This window comes from Streptomyces sp. NPDC005722 (genome assembly GCF_040630935.1).
Taxonomy (GTDB): domain Bacteria; phylum Actinomycetota; class Actinomycetes; order Streptomycetales; family Streptomycetaceae; genus Actinacidiphila.
Genome location: NZ_JBEXYN010000034.1, coordinates 72,902 through 90,684, shown reverse-complemented (window position 1 = coordinate 90,684; position 17,783 = coordinate 72,902). Strand labels below are relative to the sequence as shown.

The 17,783-nt window shown below is 74.3% G+C and carries 14 protein-coding genes; 11 read left to right on the top strand and 3 right to left on the bottom strand.

What is annotated here, in order from left to right:
- The first annotated feature begins 324 nt into the window (after positions 1-324).
- On the top strand, positions 325-1,248 hold the full coding sequence (locus ABZ479_RS30440) for a hypothetical protein (protein ID WP_500464555.1): 924 nt from the start codon (positions 325-327) through the stop codon (positions 1,246-1,248).
- Positions 1,249-1,314: 66 nt separating this feature from the next.
- Here the strand turns inward: ABZ479_RS30440 and ABZ479_RS30435 are convergent, their stop codons facing one another.
- Positions 1,315-2,598 (bottom strand): DUF1015 domain-containing protein, encoded by a 1,284-nt coding sequence (locus ABZ479_RS30435; protein WP_500464554.1) that lies wholly within the window; start codon positions 2,596-2,598, stop codon positions 1,315-1,317.
- 72 nt (positions 2,599-2,670) lie between these two features.
- Here ABZ479_RS30435 and ABZ479_RS30430 point away from each other — a divergent pair, with 72 nt between their 5' ends.
- A complete protein-coding gene (locus ABZ479_RS30430) occupies positions 2,671-3,717 on the top strand; it encodes an HAD-IIA family hydrolase (RefSeq protein ID WP_500464553.1) in 1,047 nt (348 codons plus the stop codon).
- Between the two features lie 7 nt (positions 3,718-3,724).
- Here the strand turns inward: ABZ479_RS30430 and ABZ479_RS30425 are convergent, their stop codons facing one another.
- Positions 3,725-4,072: a sterol-binding protein gene (locus ABZ479_RS30425; RefSeq protein ID WP_499603868.1), complete on the bottom strand. Its 348-nt coding sequence runs from the start codon at positions 4,070-4,072 to the stop codon at positions 3,725-3,727.
- A 146-nt stretch (positions 4,073-4,218) separates the two neighbouring features.
- Between ABZ479_RS30425 and ABZ479_RS30420 the strand changes: the two genes are divergently transcribed.
- From ABZ479_RS30420 to ABZ479_RS30395, 6 genes are all read left to right on the top strand, one after another.
- Complete coding sequence (locus ABZ479_RS30420; protein WP_500464552.1) at positions 4,219-5,121, top strand: histone; 903 nt, start codon at positions 4,219-4,221, stop codon at positions 5,119-5,121.
- Positions 5,114-5,389 carry a hypothetical protein gene (locus ABZ479_RS30415; RefSeq protein ID WP_500464551.1) on the top strand — a complete coding sequence of 92 codons (276 nt, stop codon included), beginning with the start codon at positions 5,114-5,116 and terminating at the stop codon, positions 5,387-5,389. The genes ABZ479_RS30420 and ABZ479_RS30415 overlap by 8 nt, the downstream gene beginning before the upstream one ends.
- A 7-nt stretch (positions 5,390-5,396) precedes the next feature.
- Complete coding sequence (locus ABZ479_RS30410; RefSeq protein ID WP_500464550.1) at positions 5,397-6,203, top strand: TlyA family RNA methyltransferase; 807 nt, start codon at positions 5,397-5,399, stop codon at positions 6,201-6,203.
- Positions 6,200-7,138 carry an NAD kinase gene (locus ABZ479_RS30405; RefSeq protein ID WP_500464549.1) on the top strand — a complete coding sequence of 313 codons (939 nt, stop codon included), beginning with the start codon at positions 6,200-6,202 and terminating at the stop codon, positions 7,136-7,138. The genes ABZ479_RS30410 and ABZ479_RS30405 overlap by 4 nt, the downstream gene beginning before the upstream one ends.
- Before the next feature lie 49 nt (positions 7,139-7,187).
- Positions 7,188-8,930, top strand: coding sequence for a DNA repair protein RecN (gene recN / locus ABZ479_RS30400; RefSeq protein WP_500464548.1), 1,743 nt, complete (start codon positions 7,188-7,190; stop codon positions 8,928-8,930).
- Between the two features lie 541 nt (positions 8,931-9,471).
- The gene (locus ABZ479_RS30395) at positions 9,472-10,608 is read left to right on the top strand and encodes a glycosyltransferase family 4 protein (RefSeq protein WP_500464547.1); all 1,137 of its coding nucleotides are present in this window, start codon (positions 9,472-9,474) and stop codon (positions 10,606-10,608) included.
- A 27-nt stretch (positions 10,609-10,635) separates the two neighbouring features.
- Here ABZ479_RS30395 and ABZ479_RS30390 read toward each other — a convergent pair whose 3' ends face one another.
- Positions 10,636-12,444, bottom strand: a complete 1,809-nt coding sequence (locus ABZ479_RS30390; protein WP_500464546.1) for a glycoside hydrolase family 15 protein — start codon at positions 12,442-12,444, stop codon at positions 10,636-10,638.
- A 398-nt stretch (positions 12,445-12,842) separates the two neighbouring features.
- On the opposite strand from ABZ479_RS30390, the gene pyrG reads away from it, so the two are divergent.
- The 3 genes from pyrG (at position 12,843) to ABZ479_RS30375 (ending at position 17,637) form a co-directional block, all read left to right on the top strand.
- Entirely contained in the window at positions 12,843-14,495 is a 1,653-nt protein-coding gene (pyrG, locus tag ABZ479_RS30385) for a CTP synthase (protein WP_499603855.1), read from the top strand.
- A gap of 64 nt (positions 14,496-14,559) precedes the next feature.
- Complete coding sequence (locus ABZ479_RS30380; RefSeq protein WP_500464545.1) at positions 14,560-15,183, top strand: NUDIX domain-containing protein; 624 nt, start codon at positions 14,560-14,562, stop codon at positions 15,181-15,183.
- A 129-nt stretch (positions 15,184-15,312) separates the two neighbouring features.
- Positions 15,313-17,637 (top strand): AAA family ATPase, encoded by a 2,325-nt coding sequence (locus ABZ479_RS30375; RefSeq protein WP_500464544.1) that lies wholly within the window; start codon positions 15,313-15,315, stop codon positions 17,635-17,637.
- The last annotated feature ends 146 nt before the right edge of the window (positions 17,638-17,783 follow it).

Sequence of the window (17,783 nt, the reverse complement as noted above, 5' to 3'; positions counted from 1 at the left end):
CGTGACGACCGGCCCCGTTACGACCGTCCCCGTGAGGATCGTCCGCGCGATGACCGGCGTGATGACCGTGGTGGGTTCCGTCGTGACGACCGGCCCCGTTACGACCGTCCCCGCGACGACCGGCGTGACGACCGCAGGGACGACCGTCCCCGTGGGCCGCGGCGGGAGGACGAGCGGGGCCAGGGCGGCGGGCGCCGGCCGTACGTGCAGGGGCGTGGGCGGTTCGAGAACACCCGCGGCCGCGACGAGCGCCGTGAGGAGCGGGAGCCCGTCAAGCGGCTGCCGATCCCGGACGACGTCACGGGCCAGGAGATCGACCCCAGCGTGCGTCAGGAGCTCATGAGCCTGCCGAAGACGCTCGCCGAGGACGTGGCGCGCAACCTCGTCATGGTGGCCCGGCTGCTGGACGAGGACCCGGAGCTGGCCTACGGCTACTCCAGGGTCGCGCTGCGGCTCGCGTCCCGTGTCGCCGCCGTGCGTGAGGCGGCCGGGTTCGCCTCGTACGCCACGGAGCGGTACGCCGAGGCGCTGGCCGAGTTCCGTGCCTGCCGGCGGATGACGGGCACGGTCGACCTGTGGCCGGTCATGGCGGACTGCGAGCGCGGCATGGGCCGCCCGGAGCGCGCGCTGGAGATGGCGGGTGCGCCGGAGGTGCACAAGCTGGACCGCGCGGGCCAGGTCGAGATGCGGCTGGTGGCCGCCGGTGCCCGGCGTGACATGGGTCAGAACGACGCGGCTGTCGTCACCCTGCAGAGCCCCGAGCTGGCGTCCAACGCCGTGCACCCGTGGACGGCGCGGCTGCGTTACGCGTACGCCGACGCGCTGCTCGCGGCGGGTCGCGAGGACGAGGCCCGCGAGTGGTTCGCCAAGTCGCTGGAAGCGGACCAGAGCGGCACCACGGACGCCTCCGACCGGCTGGCGCAGCTGGACGGTGTGGCCTTCGTGGACGTGCTGGACGAGGAGGCCGACGAGGAGTCGGCGGCGGACAGGACGGACGAGGGGGCCGTGGCGGATCGCGACGGCGTCGTCGCCGCGGACGTCCCGGAGGACGCGGACTCCGACGCGACCGACGACGAGGACGACGAGGACGAGGACGAGGCGGACGACGCCCACCGGGGCGACGAGGCGCGCGAGACCGCCGGGGCCGGTGACGCCGGCGAGCCGGACGTCGACCTGACCGACGAGGCGGACCCGACGGCGTTCCTCGACGACCCGTTCAAGTCGCCCTCCGAGCGCTCTGAGGGCTGATCGCCGGAACGAAGGGCGGCATCCGCGTCATGCGGATGCCGCCCTTCGTGGTGTCCGGGGCCGGGATCAGTCGCAGGTGCCGTCGAGTTCCAGGCTGCGCAGCACCAGGCCGGTCGCCGGCTTCGGGCCGAACGAGGTCGACTTGCGCGGCATCGTCACGCCCTGCCTGGCGAGGTCGTGGACGACGCTCTCGCGCACCGGGTGGATGAGCACGGCCGTGCCGCCGAACTGCTCGGCCCGCTCGACCGCGGCCTCCGTGTCGTGGATGTAGTGGATGTGCTCGGGGGCGTCGGGCACTTCCCAGATCCGGTCCAGGAGCAGGCTGTGCAGCACGGTGGCGTCCAGCTGCCGCCACGCGTCGGGCCGGTCGCGCGGGATGGCCCGGTCGAGGGCACCGGGGTCCGGGCGGTCCAGGAGGTGGAAGCGGCCGTCGCCGGTGAGCAGGAACGCGTTGCCCTCGGCTGCGGCGGCCGCCAGGGCGGCCAGGGCCTCCGGCAGGGGGCCGGGCAGCTCCCGTACGCGGAAGGAGCCGCGGGCGGCCTCGACGGCCCGTGCGACCGGCAGTTGCGGCAGCACGCGGTGGATGGCGCGGACCCGCAGCGGGTAGCGGGTGGTGTCGACCAGCAGCACCAGGCCGTAGTCCCACGGGCTCGGGGCCTCGTGCTCGGCCTGCAGCAGCAGGTAGGTGGCCCAGCGGTGGTGGCCGTCGGCGATGACGGCCTGGTGCCGGGACAGGTCGGCGTCGACCGCCGCGATCGCCCGCGGGTCGGTGATCGCCCACAGCCGGTGCTGTATGCCGTCCTCGGTCGTCGTCGCGAGCAAGGGCGGCTCCGCGACGGCGCGTTCGACGACCTCGGCCGCCTCGCCGTCGTTGCCCTGGTACGCCAGCAGCAGCGGCTCGAGGTTGGCGGCGGTGGCGCGCATGAGGGCCGCGCGGTCGGCGACCGGGCCCGGCATCACGTCCTCGTGCGGCAGCACGATCCGCTCCTCGGGCGGGGTCAGCCGCAGGGCGCCGATCAGGCCGCGCTGCACCTGGTCGCCCTCGCGCTGCTCGTACACGTACAGGGCGGGCTTGGGGTCGAGGGCCAGGACGCCCTCCTCCTGCCATTGGAACAGCGCCCAGGCGGCCTTGCGGTGCCGGCCGTCCGGGGGCTCGGCGGTGGGCAGGATGAGCCGCACGACGTTGTGCGGGTCGGCTGTCTCCAGGTGCCGCTGTCCCTCGGGCCGGACGACGACGTCGTACGGTGGCGAGGTGACCGCGGCCAGGCTGCCGACCCGCTCGGGGACGTAGCGGAGCGCGCGGAACGGCGCCAGCCGCAGGCCCCGTACAGCGGGTCCGGAATCGTTCATCCGGGCATGCTACGCGGGTCATGTCCGCGAAGTGTGCCGAGTGATCGACGACATACGAGGAGCGACCGCCCGATGAACCACCGGACCGGCCCGGCCGGCAGCGAAAGCCCGCTTGACCAGGCGTACGACACGGCCCTGCTCGACCTCGACGGAGTGGTCTATGCGGGTGGTGACGCGATCGCGCACGCCGTCGAGTCGCTCGGCGCGGCGCGGGCGCACGGCATGCGGCTGGCGTACGTCACCAACAACGCGGCCCGCACGCCGCGGACCGTCGCCGAGCACCTGACGCGGCTCGGCGTGGCGGCCGAGGCCGGAGAGGTCATCACCTCCGCGCAGGCGGTGGCGCGACTGATCGCGGATCAGGTCCCGGCGGGGGCGCGGGTGCTCGCGATCGGCGGTGAGGGGCTCGTGGAGGCGCTGCGCGAACGCGGGCTCCAGCCGGTCGACTCGGCCGACGACGACCCTGCCGCGGTGGTGCAGGGCTACTCGCCCGAGGTGGGCTGGGGGCAGCTCGCCGAAGCGGCGTACGCGGTCAACCGCGGGGTGCCGTGGTTCGCGTCCAACACCGATCTGACGATCCCGACCGCGCGCGGCACGGCACCGGGGAACGGCGCGCTCGTCGAGGTCGTGCGGATCGCGACCGGCGGGGACCCGCAGGTCGCGGGCAAGCCGTTGCCGCCCATGCACCGCGAGACGGTCATCAGGACCGGTGCGCGGCGGCCGCTGGTGGTCGGCGACCGCCTCGACACGGACATCGAGGGCGCCCACGCGGGCGGCGTCGACTCGCTGCTGGTGCTGACCGGGGTCACCACGCCGGCCCTGCTGCTCGCGGCCCCGCCGCAGCACCGGCCCACCTACGTGGACGCGGACCTGCGCGGGCTGCTCACCCCGCAGCCCGAGGTCACGGACGCCGGCGGGGGCGCGTACCGCTGCGGGGGCTGGACCGCCTCGGTGCGCGACGGGGCGCTGCTCCTCGACCGTGCCGGCGAGGGCGACGGCGAGCGCTCGGGCGAACCCATGGACGGGCTGCGGGCGCTGTGCGCGGCGGCCTGGACCCGGGCCGGGGACGGCTCCTGCGACCTGGACGCCGGGAAGGCGCTGGACCGGCTGGGGCTCTAGGCAGGCCCTAGAGGAGCTTGCGCAGCCGCAGCAGGTCGCGGAAGCCCGCCTCCAGCTTGACCCGGCCGCTGCCCCAGGCCTTCGCGAAGTGCAGCCTGCCGTCGACGAGCGCGACGAGGTCGTCACCGGCCATGGTGAGCCTTATCTCGGCGCGTTCGGCCGGCGGGCCCTGCACGGTGACCACGTCCTGGATGCTGCCGTCCACCAGACGTCCCACGAAGGTGACGTCGAGGTCGGTGATGCGGCAGCTGAGCGACCGGTCGAGCGCGGCCGCGCTGCGCAGGTCCCCCTCGGTCCTGGCGAGGTTCTCGGACAGCCGCTCGAGCGCGCTGCGGCACTCCTCGATGGTCGCCATGGGTGGTGCGTCTCCCGTTCGGACGTCGGGTGGTGCTGGTGCTGATCGACGGTACCGCAGCCCACCGTCGGGGAGATGCGGCGCCATAGGCGGTAGCGTCGTGACCGACGAAGTCTGGGAACTGGCGAAGGCGAGGAGTGAGGCGTATGCGGGACGCGTTGCGGACCTGTCTGCAGATCGCGGGCGGCCTGACCGAGGCCACCCGGCGACGGGCGGTCGGAGCGGCGAGGGAACTGCTCGACCAGACCGGGATAGACGTCGACGCGGTCCAGCGGAGCATCGGCGAGCGCATCCCGCCCGAGGTGCAGTCGCTCGCGGACGAGCTGATGGCGTCGGGACGGGCCAACCGCGACCTGCTCGTGGGGCTCATCCGCGAGGAGATCGACAAGACGATGAGCCGGGTCGGCCGGCTGGCGGACGAGGTCACCAAGGTCGGTGTCGTCCTGGAGGCCCTGGAGCGCCGCATCCGCAACCTGGAGGACGGCGACCGGGAGCCGGACCTGGCGGACCTGGCGGACGAGGAGCCGGACCCCGGTCTGTACGTGCCGCCGCAGCCGCCGGTGGAGCACGTGCCGGTCGACGGGTACGCGGCCGCGCCCGCGCCGGTCGCCCGTAAGAACGCGGCCCCGGGGAAGGCGCCCGCGACGCCTGAGGCCCCCGCGACTCCTGCGGCTCCGGAGGCGGCCGAGGCCGCGCCTGCTGTGCCCGTCGCCCGGAAGAACGCCGCTCCGGCGAAGGCGTCCGCGGCGAAGAAGGAGGCGCCTGCCGCGAGGAAGACGGCCCCGGCGAAGAAGGCGGCCCCGTCGAAGAGGACCGCGACCGCTTCCGGCGGGGCGTCCACGGCGAAGAAGACCGCCGCGGCCGTGAAGAGCACGACCGCGGCCACGCCCGGGAAGAAGACGGCGGCCGCCAAGAAGGCCACCCCGGCCAAGAAGACGGCGGCCGCCAAGAACGCAGCCCCGGCCAAGAAGGCCACCCCCGCGAAGAAGGCCGCGACCGCGAAGAAGACGGCGGCCCCCCGCACGCAGGAGGCGAAGGGCCGTGACTGAGACGGGGCCCGAGGGCGTGGCACCCGCGCCCGGACCGGAGGCCGGGGCCGGGCCCGCGCCGGCGGCCCTCGCGGAGGCCGCCGGAACGGGGCCGCGTCCGCTGGGGGTCGTGCTGGAGGCGACGGGGAATACCGAGGTGGACGCCGTCCTTGTCCGCCTGCAGGACGCCGACCTGCTTCCCACCGAGGACCACGTCGAGGTGTACGAGGATGTACACCGTGGGCTGCGCGACACGCTCACGAGACTCGACGACGACAACAGGAGCTGAACCTCACGTGGCACGACGCCGACTCGACGCCGAGCTGGTGCGCCGGAACCTCGCCCGCTCGCGGGAACACGCCGGGCAGCTGATCGCCGCCGGCCGGGTGACCGTGGGCGGGACGACCGCGACGAAGTCCGCGACGCAGGTGGAGACCAGCGCCGCGCTCGTCGTGACCAAGGACGAAGCGGACCCGGACTACGTCTCCCGCGGCGGCCACAAGCTGGCCGGCGCGCTGGCGGCGTTCGTGCCCCGTGGGCTGCTCGTGGAGGGGCGCCGCGCGCTGGACGCCGGGGCCTCCACGGGCGGTTTCACCGACGTCCTGCTGCGCGGTGGCGCGGCGCGCGTCGTCGCCGTCGACGTCGGCTACGGGCAGCTCGCGTGGTCGCTGCAGAGCGATGAACGCGTCACCGTGAAGGACCGTACCAACGTGCGCGAGTTGACGCTCGAGCAGATCGACGACGAGCCGGTGGACCTTGTCGTCGGCGACCTGTCCTTCATTCCGCTCGGGCTCGTCCTGCCCGCCCTCGTACGCTGCGCCGCGCCCGACGCGGACCTGGTCCTGATGGTCAAGCCGCAGTTCGAGGTGGGCAAGGAGCGACTGGGCAGCGGCGGGGTCGTCCGCAGCCCCGAACTGCGCGCAGAGGCCGTACGACAGGTCGCCGGGCAGGCGGCCGGACTGGGACTGGGGGTGCTGGGCGTGACCGCGAGCCCGTTGCCGGGACCGTCGGGGAATGTGGAGTACTTTCTGTGGCTGCGCGCCGGGGCGCCCGAACTGGACCCGGCGGATGTCGACCGCGCTGTGGCGGAGGGGCCCCGTTGAGCGAGACGAACGAGACGCACGAGGTGCACGGGACGTCCGGACGCACCGTCTTCCTGCTGGCGCACACCGGGCGGCCGGCGGCCATCCGCAGCGCCGAGCGGGTGGTCCAGGGACTCAGGCGCTGCGGCATCGGCGTCCGGGTGCTGGCCGAGGAGGCCGAGGAGCTGACGCTGCCGGGGAACGGCGCGGTGCAGCGGGTGCAGGAGATCGGACCGGACACCGTCGCGGACTGCGAGCTGATCGTCGTCCTGGGCGGTGACGGCACGCTGCTGCGCGGCGCGGAGTTCGCCCGCGCCTCCGGGGTGCCGATGCTCGGGGTCAACCTGGGCCGGGTCGGCTTCCTCGCGGAGGCCGAGCGCGACGACCTGGACAAGGTCGTCGACCGGGTGGTCACCCGCGACTACGAGGTCGAGGAGCGCATGACGATCGACGTCCTGGTGCGCAACGACGGCCGGGTCGTCCACACCGACTGGGCGCTGAACGAGGCGTCGGTGGAGAAGCAGGCGCGCGAGCGGCTGCTGGAGGTCGTGACGGAGGTCGACGGCCGCCCGGTCTCCCGCTTCGGCGGCGACGGGGTGGTGATGGCGACCCCGACGGGGTCGACCGCGTACGCCTTCTCGGCCGGCGGGCCGGTGGTCTGGCCCGAGGTCGAGGCGCTGCTGATGGTGCCGATCAGCGCGCACGCGCTCTTCGCGAAGCCGCTGGTGACCTCGCCGCGTTCGGTGCTGGCGGTGGAGGTGCAGCCGAAGACCCCGCACGGCGTGCTGTGGTGCGACGGGCGGCGCTCGGTGGACCTGCCGGCCGGGGCCCGCGTGGAGGTCCGGAGGGGGGCGGTGCCGGTCCGGCTGGCACGGCTCCACCACGCCTCCTTCACCGATCGGCTGGTCGCGAAGTTCGCGCTGCCGGTGGCGGGCTGGCGGGGCGCGCCGCACTGAGTTTCCCCTCAGGGGTGAGGCCCGTCGCGCGGCGGCCCGCAAACCTCGTATGGTCGTATCCGTGTTGGAGGAGATGCGGATCCGGTCGCTGGGAGTCATCGAGGACGCCGTGGTGGAGCTGTCGCCCGGCTTCACCGCGGTGACCGGTGAGACCGGCGCGGGCAAGACCATGGTCGTCACGAGCCTCGGGCTGCTGCTGGGCGGCCGTGCCGATCCCGGCCTGGTCCGGATCGGGACGAAATCGGCGTCCGTCGAAGGACGGATCACGCTGGACGCGGGTGCGCCCGCCGCGGTGCGGGCCGAGGAGGCCGGCGCCGAGCTGGACGACGGCGCACTGCTGCTCAGCCGTACCGTCTCGGCGGAGGGGCGTTCCAGGGCCTTCGTGGGCGGGCGCTCGGTCCCCGTGGGGCTGCTGGGCGAGCTTGCGGACGAGCTGGTCGCCGTCCACGGCCAGACCGACCAGCAGGGCCTGCTGCGGCCGGCCCGCCAGCGCGAGGCGCTGGACCGGTACGCGGGCGACGCCGTGGCCGTGCCGCTGGCCAAGTACGCGGCCGCCTACCGGCGGGTGCGCGAGGTCGCGGGCGAGCTGGACGAGCTGACCACGCGGGCCCGCGAGCGGGCCCAGGAGGCGGACCTGCTGCGCTTCGGCCTGGAGGAGGTCGCCGCCGCCGAGCCGCTGCCCGGCGAGGACGCCGACCTGGCCGCGGAGGCGGAGCGGCTGGGCCACGCCGAGGCGCTCGCCTCGGCCGCGACTCTGGCGCACGCCGCGCTCGCGGGGAACCCCGAGGACCCCGAGGGCGTCGACGCGGGCATGCTCGTCGCGGGCGCCCAGCGCGCGCTCGACGCGGTCCGCTCCCACGACCCGGCGCTGGCCGCGCTCGCGGACCGGATCGGCGAGATCGGCATCCTCTTCGGCGACGTCGCCGGGGAACTCGCCGGGTACGCCGACGACCTCGACGCCGATCCGCGGCGCCTCGCGGTGGTGGAGGAGCGGCGGGCCGTCCTCGCCCACCTCACCCGCAAGTACGGGGAGACGATCGACGCCGTCCTGGCCTGGGCCGAGCAGGGCGCGGCCCGGCTCGGCGAGCTGGACGGCGACGACGAGCGGATCGATGAGCTCACGGCCGAACGCGACGCGCTGCGCGCCGAGCTCGGCGACCTCGCCCAGGCCCTCACCGACGCGCGGACGGAGGCGGCGGAACGCTTCGCCGCGGCCGTCACGGCGGAACTCGCGCAGCTCGCCATGCCGCACGCCCGCGTCAGCGTCGCCCTCCGGCAGACGGCGGACGAGGAGGGCATCGAGGTCGGCGGCCGCCGGGTGGCCTTCGGCGCGACCGGCGCGGACGAGGTCGAGCTGCAGCTCGCGCCGCACCCCGGCGCCCCGCCGCGGCCCATCGCCAAGGGCGCGTCCGGCGGTGAGCTGTCCCGCGTGATGCTCGCCGTGGAGGTCGTCTTCGCCGGGTCGGACCCGGTGCCGACGTACCTGTTCGACGAGGTCGACGCGGGCGTCGGCGGCAAGGCGGCGGTCGAGGTCGGCCGGCGCCTGGCGAAGCTGGCGCGCAGCGCGCAGGTCGTGGTCGTCACGCACCTGCCCCAGGTGGCCGCGTTCGCGGACCGGCAGTTGCTGGTGGAGAAGACCAACGACGGGTCGGTGACGCGGAGCGGGGTGCGCGTGCTGGAGGGCGAGGAACGGGTGCGCGAGCTGTCGCGGATGCTCGCCGGCCTGGAGGACTCGGAACTCGGCCGCGCCCACGCGGAGGAACTGCTGGCGGCGGCCCGCGAAGCGCGCTGAGGCGCCCCAGGACGGGGTACGCCGCGTTGTGCCCTGCGTCTGTTTCCCGGTGGCGCGCGCCCGGTCACCGCGTGCGCGGGCCGCGGTGCGGCTCCGTGGTCGGCGACGGGTGGGCGGCCGCCGTCCCCGGTGTGACGGGGTGCCCGTCTCGTCGTCCGGGGGGCTGCCGGAGGGGGTTCCGGGTGTCACCGTTGCCGGTCGGTCCAGTGGCCGGTACGCGTTGGGCCTCGCCGTCCTGGGGTGCGCGGTGGCGGGTGGGTGGCCGCCGTGCGCGGAGGGGGTTCCGGGTGTCTGCGTGGGCGGGTGCGCCGGAGGCGCCGCCCCGGCGCGCGCGGATGCCGCGGCCGACGGCGGGTACCCCGGCTTACGGGGGCGGGGTCGGCGTGATGGGGGAGCCGGGGGCACTCGTAAGGGTGGTCCCGCGTACGTGTGGCCGGGTGGGGGCGGGGCATCGCTCCCTGGATGGCCTATCGGCCTGGCATCCTTGAGGGAGCGGACCCGCCGCCCTTCCCACGATGCCCAGTCAGGAGTCCTACCCCGCGTGAGCAGTTCACCGAGCCCCTTGCACGGGCAGCTGCACGCCGTCCACGTGCTGGGCGAGACGGCGCGGGCCCATGTCGCCTCCGTGGCGGGCGGTTTGGTGGCGCGCGGTGTGCAGGTGACCGTCTGCGGGCCGGGCGAGGCCGAGGAGCGGTACGGATTCGGCGCGGCGGGCGCGAGGTTCGCCCCGGTCGAGATCACGCGGCGCTCGCAGCCGAGGGCGGACGCGGCCGTGGTGACGGCCCTGCGGGCGGCGTGCGCCGGAGCGGACGTGGTGCACGCGCATGGGCTGCGGGCCGGGCTGCTGGCCACGATGGCGCTGAGCGGGCGTCGTACGCCGCTGGTGGTGACCTGGCACGGCGCGGTGCTGGCCGAGGGCGCGCGCGGCCGGGTGCTGCGGCTGCTGGAGCGCCGGGTGGCGCGTGCGGCGGCGGTGGTGCTGGGCGCCTCCTCGGACCTGGTGGACCGGGCCCGTTCGGTGGGGGCCCGCGACGCCCGGCTCGGGCCGATCGGGGTGCCGGCTCCGCCGAGGGTCGCGCCGTCCGCGGAGGCGGCGGCGGAGGCGGAGCGGCGCCGGCAGAAGTCCCGGGACGAATTCGCCGTGGGGGAGCGTCCGTTGCTGCTCGCGGTGGGCCGCCTGGAGCCGCGCAAGGGCTACCACCTGCTGCTGGACGCGGCCCACGGCTGGGCGGGGCTGGAGCCGGCGCCCCTGCTGATCGTCGCGGGCGAGGGCTCGCTGCGTACGGAGCTGCAGGAGCGGATCGACGCCGAGGAACTGCCGGTGCGGCTGCTCGGCCGCCGTGACGACGTGCCCGAACTCCTCGCCGCCGCCGACGTGGTGGTGCTGCCGTCGCGGTGGGAGGCGCGCTCGCTGACCGCGCAGGAGGCGCTGCACGCGGGGGCGCCGCTGGTGGCGACCTCCGTCGGCGGTACGGCCGAACTCGTCGGCGAGGCCGCGGTACTGGTGCCGTACGGCAATCCGAAGACGCTCGCCGACACCGTCACGCGTCTGCTGGCGGACCCGGCGCGGCGTGCGGGGCTCGCCGCCGCCGGTCCCACGCAGGCCGCCACCTGGCCGACCGAGGATGACACGGTCGCCCAAGTGCTCAGCATCTACGACGAGTTGACCTCCCGCTGAGGGCCGCCGGGGGCGGCGGCCCCGCCGTCAGCCGCCGTACGCGCCGCTCGCGGTGAGGCGCAGCGCCGTGTCGATCAGCGGCACATGGCTGAACGCCTGCGGGAAGTTGCCGACCTGCCGCTGCAGTCGCGGGTCCCACTCCTCGGCGAGCAGGCCGAGGTCGTTGCGGAGCGCGAGCAGCTTCTCGAAGAGCCTGCGGGCCTCGTCGACCCGGCCGATCATGGCGAGGTCGTCGGCGAGCCAGAACGAGCACGCGAGGAAGGCGCCCTCGTCACCGGGGAGGCCGTCGAGGTTCTCGCCGCCGGGAGGGGCGTCGGTCGGGTAGCGCAGCACGAAGCCGTCCTCGGTGGACAGCTCCCGCTGGATCGCCTCGATGGTGCCGATCACGCGCTTGTCGTCCGGCGGCAGGAAGCCCACCTGGGGGATGAGCAGCAGGGAGGCGTCCAGCTCGCGCGAGCCGTAGGACTGCGTGAAGGTGTTGCGTTCCTTGTCGTAGCCCTTGTCGCACACGTCGCGGTGGATCTCGTCGCGCAGTTCGCGCCAGCGCTCCAGCGGCCCGTCGACCTCGCCGGACTCGATGAGCTTGACGGTGCGGTCGACGGCGACCCAGGCCATGACCTTGGAGTGGACGAAGTGCCGGCGTGGGCCGCGGACCTCCCAGATGCCCTCGTCCGGCTCGTCCCAGTGGTCCTCCAGGTACTGGATGAGCCGGATCTGCAGGAGGGAGGCGTAGTCGTTGCGGGCCAGGCCCGTCATGTGCGCCAGGTGCAGGGCCTCGGTGACCTCGCCGTAGACGTCGAGCTGCAGCTGGTGGGCCGCGCCGTTGCCGACCCGGACCGGGATCGAACCCTCGTAGCCGGGCAGCCAGTCCAGCTCGGTCTCGCCGAGCTCGCGCTCGCCGGCGATGCCGTACATGATCTGCAGGTTCTCGGGGTCGCCGGCGACCGCGCGCAGCAGCCACTCGCGCCAGGCGCGGGCCTCGTCCCGGTAGCCGGTGCGCAGCAGGGAGGACAGGGTGATCGCCGCGTCGCGGAGCCAGGTGAAGCGGTAGTCCCAGTTGCGGACGCCGCCGATGTCCTCCGGGAGGGAGGTGGTGGGGGCGGCGACGATGCCGCCGGTCGGCCCGTACGTCAGGGCCTTGAGCGTGATCAGGGAGCGGACCACGGCGTCCCGGTAGGGGCCGTGGTAGGTGCACTGGGCGACCCACTCGCGCCAGAAGTCCTCGGTGGCCTCCAGCGAGGCCTCGGGCTCGGCCAGCGGGGGCGGCTCCTTGTGCGAGGGCTGCCAGCTGATGGTGAAGGCGATGCGGTCGCCGGGCGACACCGTGAAGTCCGCGTAGGTGGTGAGGTCCTTGCCGTACGTCTCGACGTCGGTGTCGTGCCAGACGGAGTCGGGGCCGGCGACGGCGACCGTGCGCTCGCCCACCTTGTGCACCCAGGGCACGACCCAGCCGTAGCTGAAGCGCATGCGCAGCGCGGACCGCATCGGCACCCGGCCGCTGACGCCCTCGACGATCCTGATCAGCTGGGGGGCGCCGTCACGCGGCGGCATGAAGTCGATTACACGGACCGTGCCGCGGGGGGTGTCCCACTCGGACTCCAGCACCAGGGAGTCGCCGCGGTAGCGGCGCCGGGTTGCGGCCGGGGGCCGGGTGCCGTTCGCGTGGGCGGGACCGAGCCGCCAGTACCCGTGCTCCTCCGTGCCGAGCAGGCCCGCGAAGATCGCGGGGGAGTCGAAGCGGGGCAGGCACAGCCAGTCGACCGTGCCGTCCCGGCACACCAGGGCGGCGGTCTGCATATCGCCGATGAGTGCGTAATCCTCGATACGCCCGGCCACGTAGGTCTCCCAGTCGAACGACGGCGGCGCCCCGTGGGACTGGGGCGGTGATTGCGGTCTGTGGATCTGTCGACGAGCTCTTTCCCGGGAGCGGGCGGGGTAGTGCCGTGCCGGTTCACTCGCATCGAATCGATGTGTCCGAGCAGGATACGACGTCAACGCGGGCTGTGCGGAAGCGACGACCGCACCCGCTGGGCCGGTCGGGTGCATTTTGTCGTACCAAAGTCCCGGTGGCCTCGTTTTTCGTCAGAGAGCCGCCCGCACCGTCTGGTGCGCGTCACTGATACCCTGGTAGCCCGTGGGCCGGTGGGCTGAACCACTGAACCGCCGCGACGACACCCCTCTTCACCACCATGGTGCCGTCCCGACCACCACCTCGCGACCACGGGAGCCCCCTGTTGGCACTGCCGCCCAAATCCACGACGACCAAGCACCTCTTCGTCACGGGGGGTGTCGCCTCCTCGCTCGGCAAGGGCCTGACCGCCTCCAGCCTCGGCGCCCTGCTGAAGGCCCGGGGTCTGCGCGTCACCATGCAGAAGCTCGACCCGTACCTCAACGTGGACCCGGGCACGATGAACCCCTTCCAGCACGGTGAGGTGTTCGTCACGGACGACGGCGCCGAGACCGACCTGGACATCGGCCACTACGAGCGCTTCCTGGACGTGAACCTCGCCGGCTCGGCCAACGTCACCACCGGCCAGATCTACTCCTCGGTGATCGCCAAGGAGCGGCGCGGCGAGTACCTGGGCGACACCGTGCAGGTCATCCCGCACATCACCAACGAGATCAAGTCCCGCATCCGGCGCATGGCGACCGAGGACGTGGACGTGGTGATCACCGAGGTCGGCGGCACCGTGGGCGACATCGAGTCGCTGCCCTTCCTGGAGTCCGTCCGCCAGGTCCGGCACGAGGTGGGCCGGGACAACGTCTTCGTGATGCACATCTCGCTGCTGCCGTACATCGGCCCCTCCGGCGAGCTGAAGACCAAGCCGACGCAGCACTCGGTGGCGGCGCTGCGCAGCATCGGCATCCAGCCCGACGCGATCGTGCTGCGCGCCGACCGCGACGTGCCGACGTCCATCAAGCGCAAGATCTCGCTGATGTGCGACGTGGACGAGGAGGCGGTGGTCGCCGCCATCGACGCCCCGTCGATCTACGACATCCCCAAGGTGCTGCACACCGAGGGCCTGGACGCCTACGTCGTCCGCAAGCTGAACCTGCCGTTCCGCGACGTCGACTGGACGGAGTGGGACGACCTGCTGGGCCGGGTCCACCAGCCCGAGCACGAGGTGAAGGTCGCGCTCGTCGGCAAGTACATCGACCTGCCCGACGCCTACCTGTCGGTGACCGAGGCGCTGCGCGCCGGCGGCTTCGCCAACAACGCCAAGGTCAACATCAAGTGGGTGACCTCGGACGAGTGCAAGACCCCGGCGGGTGCCGCCCGTCAGCTCGGCGACGTGGACGCGGTCTGCATCCCCGGCGGCTTCGGCGACCGCGGCGTGGAGGGCAAGGTCTCGGCGATCACCTACGCCCGGGAGAACCGCATCCCGCTGCTCGGCCTGTGCCTGGGCCTGCAGTGCGTGGTCATCGAGGCGGCCCGCGGCCTGGCCGGCATCCCGGACGCCAACTCGACCGAGTTCGACCCCGCCACCGCGCACCCGGTGATCTCCACCATGGCCGAGCAGCTCGACATCGTGGCCGGCCAGGGTGACCTCGGCGGCACCATGCGGCTGGGCCTGTACCCGGCGAAGCTCGCCGAGGGCTCCATCGTCCGCGAGGTCTACGGCGGCGAGCCCTACGTCGAGGAGCGGCACCGCCACCGCTACGAGGTGAACAACGCCTACCGCGGCGAGCTGGAGAAGAAGGCCGGCCTGCTGTTCTCCGGCACCTCCCCGGACAACACCCTGGTCGAGTACGTCGAGTACCCCCGCGACGTGCACCCGTACCTGGTGGCCACCCAGGCGCACCCCGAGCTCAAGTCCCGCCCGACCCGTCCGCACCCCCTGTTCGCGGGACTGGTCGCGGCCGCCGTCGAGCGCCTCAAGGGTTGATCGGTACGGTTGCGGGGGCGGGCCGGCGAACGGGCCGCCCCCTGCACCGCGTACGGAGGGCACCATGCTGAAGGACACCCCCGAGGAGTGGCGGGTCACCGCCACCGCCACCCCCTTCACCGGGAAGAAGACCGGCGTCCGCACCGACGACGTCGTCATGCCCGACGGCAGCGTCGCCCGGCGCGACTACCAGGTCCACCCGGGCTCGGTGGCCGTGCTCGCCCTCGACGACCAGGACCGGGTCCTGGTCCTCAAGCAGTACCGCCACCCCGTGCGGATGAAGCTGTGGGAGATCCCCGCCGGGCTCCTCGACGTCCCCGGCGAGAACCCGCTGCACGCCGCCCAGCGCGAGCTGTACGAGGAGGCGCACGTCAAGGCCGAGGACTGGCGGGTGCTCACGGACGTGTACACCACGCCCGGCGGCTGCGACGAGGCCGTGCGGATCTTCCTGGCCCGGGGCCTGTCCGAGGTGGAGGGCGAGCGCTTCGAGGTGTCGGAGGAAGAGGCCGACATGGAGTCCGCGCGCGTGCCGGTGCAGGAGCTGGTCCGCGGGGTCCTCGCGGGCGAGCTGCACAACAACTGCCTCGTGGTCGGAGTGCTGTCGTTGCAGGCCGCCCGGGCCGGGGACGGCCTGGAGGCGCTGCGCCCGGCCGAGGCCGAGTGGCCCGCGCGACCGTTCTCCGCGTGATCGGTTCGGTCTGACCATCCGATCGTCCGAGAGGGTGATCATTGGCCGGATCCGCCGCGTCGCGTACGGGGGTTGGACCCCCGCCGTGAACTAGGCTCTTGCCGTTCGTAGGAGAACGGGAGTGGGCCCGTGGCGGATCACGTGCTGGACGCCGACGCATCGGCGGCGGCCTCTGACGACGGCCCGTGGGAGCCGGCGTCACAGACCCCGGCACACGGCACGCTGCCCCCCGGCCTGCCGGGTTTCGTCGGCCGCCGCCGCGAGCTCGAGGAACTGCGCGCCGACATCGACCGGCCGGGCCTGGCCGCCCTGCGCGGCCAGACGCCCGACGGCAGTCGTGTCCTGCTCGTGGCCGGCCGGCCGGGCTCGGGACGCACGGCGCTGGCCGTGCGGCTCGCCCACGAGGTGGCCGACCGCTACCCCGGCGGTCAGTTCTACGTACGGCTCAGCGAGAACGACGGCCGTCCGGTGCCGCCCGAGCAGTCCGCCCGCGACCTGCTGCGCGCGATGGACGTGGAGGCCGAGCCGGCCGCGGAGCCCGAGGAATTGCTCGCCGCGCTGCGCACCGCCCTGAACGGGCGCAAGGCCGTCCTCGTCCTGGACGACGTCGTCGACTCCCGGCAGCTGCTCGACCTGTTGCCCAGGGGCTCGGGGAACCTGCTGGTGGCCACGGCCGAGGGGCCGCTGCCCGGCGTCCACGACGTACGCCCGTGCACCCTGGGCGGGCTCGACCCGGCGGCCTGCGTGGACCTGCTGACCGAGGCGGTCGGGCGGGTGCGGATCACCAACGACCCGCGGGCCGCGGAGGGCCTGGTCCAGGAGTGCGGCGGGCACCCCGGGGCGCTGCGGCTCGTCGCCGCCTGGCTCGCCGCGCAGCCCCGCACGCCCGTCGCCGAGGCCACCCGCAGGCTGCACGCCGACGCCGGCGAGCCGGTGGCCGCGAACGCGGCGTCCGACGGCGGCGCGGCCACCCGCGGCAACGGCACGCTCCGCGCGGACGTCGGGCACCGCACGGGCAGCGGCCCGCTGCCGGAGGCGTTGCGCGGTCTGGCCGCGGACGGGCAGGCACGGGTGCTGCGCCGGGCGGGCGCTCCGGGCGAGCCCGCGGCGAAGGCGGCCGGCGGCGCACGGGAGGCCGACGGGACCGGGGCGGCGAAGGAGAAGGGGAGCGCCGCCGCGGCGTCCACCCCGCGTGCCACTCCCGCGCCGGAGCTGCTGCGCGCCTTCCGTTTCGTGTACGGGGCGCTCTCGCCCGCCGTGTCCCGGATGCTGCGGCTGCTCGCGCTCGCCCCCTCGGGCCTGACCGACGCGCACACCGCCTCCGCGCTGGGCGGCTGCTCGGTCGAGGCCGCGCAGGCCACGCTGGCGGACCTGGCCGCCTGCGGGCTGCTGCACCCCGAGCCGGTCTTCGGCGAGCTGCCGGCGCAGTACCGGGTGCCGGGCTGGCTCACCCCGCCGCTGCGGGCGCTGCTGGAGGGCACGGAGAAACCGTCCGAGGTGCAGCTCGCCCGTGCCCGGATGCTGGAACGCACGGTACGGCTGCTGCACGCGTGCCGGATGTGCCTGGAGGGCGAGGAGGAGCCCGACGGGCTGCCCAAGTCCCTGCGCTTCCCCGGCCGTCCGGTCGCGGCGGGGTGGCTGCGGATGCGGCTGCCGGTCCTGTTGGCCGCCGCGCGGCTGGCGGTCGCGGACGGCGACCTGGACACCCTGGCCCGCCGCCTGATGGCCGCTCTCGTACGCGCCCTGGCCGCGGACCCCGACGGCGGCGCGACGGCGCCGGAGCGCTACCGGCTCCACCACCTGGTGCTGGACGTCGCCGAGCGGCGCGGACTGCACCGGGAGAAGGCGGCGGCCCTGCTGAACATCGGCGACCTGGACGTCGAGGCGGTCCGCCCGCTGGACGCCCTCGACCGCTACCGGGCCGCGCTGGTCGCCTCCCGGGAGGCGTACGACGGGGATGCCGAGGGCCGCGCGCTGGAGGCCATCGCCGGGACCTACCTGGAGCTGGACGACCCGCAGCGGGCCTCCGACTGGTACGGCCGGGCGCTGGCCCTGCGGCAGGCCCGCGGCGAGCTCGTCCACCAGGCGCGGCTGCACGCCCGGCTCGGCGCCCTGTTCACCTACGCGGGCCACTACGGCAACGCGCTGCGCGAGTGGCGTGCCGCCGCCGCCGCGCACCGGCGGCTGAAGGACCTGCCCGCGCAGGCCCGGGCGCTCAGCGAGGTGGCCCGGGTCCAGGAGTACGCGGGGCACCCGGAGGACGCGCTGCGGACCTGCCGTGACGCCCTGTACTGGGCCCGGCAGGCCAAGGAGCGGCGACTGGAGGGCGCGGTGCTGCTGCGGATGGCCGACACCCTGGAGCGGCTGGGGGACCCCGCGGGCGCCCGGTTGCAGCGGGCCGCCGCGCGGCGGCTGCTGCCGGCCGAGGAGATTCCGCAGCCGGAGGAGGACTGAGGGCCCCTGTTTCCGGGGCCGAGGGCCCGCTGGGGCCCCTCAGATCGCGCCGAGAGCGAGCTGTACCTACGAAACTGCCAATGCCTTCGCTGAAAGTAGTCACTTTGTAAGGCTGGACAGTGACTCTTCCTTCACTACACTTGGTC

Coding starts and splice junctions, on each gene's coding strand:
- ABZ479_RS30435 (WP_500464554.1), bottom strand. CDS start 2,598: ATGAACGATTCCGGACCCGCTGTACGGGGCCTGCGGCTGGCGCCGTTC.
- ABZ479_RS30430 (WP_500464553.1), top strand. CDS start 2,671: ATGAACCACCGGACCGGCCCGGCCGGCAGCGAAAGCCCGCTTGACCAG.
- ABZ479_RS30425 (WP_499603868.1), bottom strand. CDS start 4,072: ATGGCGACCATCGAGGAGTGCCGCAGCGCGCTCGAGCGGCTGTCCGAG.
- ABZ479_RS30420 (WP_500464552.1), top strand. CDS start 4,219: ATGCGGGACGCGTTGCGGACCTGTCTGCAGATCGCGGGCGGCCTGACC.
- recN (WP_500464548.1), top strand. CDS start 7,188: ATGGTCGTATCCGTGTTGGAGGAGATGCGGATCCGGTCGCTGGGAGTC.
- ABZ479_RS30380 (WP_500464545.1), top strand. CDS start 14,560: ATGCTGAAGGACACCCCCGAGGAGTGGCGGGTCACCGCCACCGCCACC.